This is a genomic window from Halalkalibacter lacteus (genome assembly GCF_036663595.1).
Lineage (GTDB): Bacteria > Bacillota > Bacilli > Bacillales > Bacillaceae_D > Halalkalibacter > Halalkalibacter lacteus.
The window spans coordinates 1-679 of record NZ_JAWRVL010000088.1; the positions used below are offsets into that span (position 1 = coordinate 1).

General features: G+C 35.1%; 1 pseudogene. It reads right to left on the bottom strand.

Going from position 1 to position 679, the window contains the following annotated elements:
- Positions 1 to 679 (bottom strand): annotated as a pseudogene (locus tag SAZ04_RS21595) (IS3 family transposase); the annotation flags it as partial.

The window sequence follows — 679 nt, forward strand, 5'->3', positions numbered from 1 at the left end:
CATTTTTTTATAAGGATTGGCTTTCCTTATAGAACAGACAATGCCGTATTTCTTCATAATTCTTCGAATGCGCTTTAAGTTATAAATAACGTTAAATTGCCGCGCTAATGTCATCTTAATTTGACGAGCTCCTTTTTTACGCCCTTTAAAATGGACTGCTTTTAGAACTACTTTTTTGACGGACTCGTCACTTTGTTCGTGTTGTTTTCTTTGTTCTTGAGATTTTAAAGAAAAATAATTATAGAACCCAGACCGAGAGACACCAGAGACTTTACACAAATAGCTCACCATATTCTTTAAGTTGTATTTCTCAATAACAGAACGTATCAACATGTATTTTTGACTAGCTGTTGAGGTTACTGATTTCTCAGCCTCCTTTCCATTAATTTGATTTTTTTTAATAGTTCATTCTCCGCTTTTAGTAAGTTAAGTTCAGCTTCTAAACGTGCATTTTTCTTTTCTAAAGATAGCTCTTTCTCGAGAGGTCTACTTGCTTTTCCGATTCGGGAATCACTTAGTCCAGCTACTCCATGATCTCGATAAGCAGCACGCCACCTCTTCGCTGCTGATTCTAACCGATGCTTTCCAAGAATACCTATGTCAAGTCCATGTTCTTCAAAGATTTGTCTTGGTAGTTTTCCTTTCTTATTTTGTTCTATAAAAATATGTTTAAATTCCT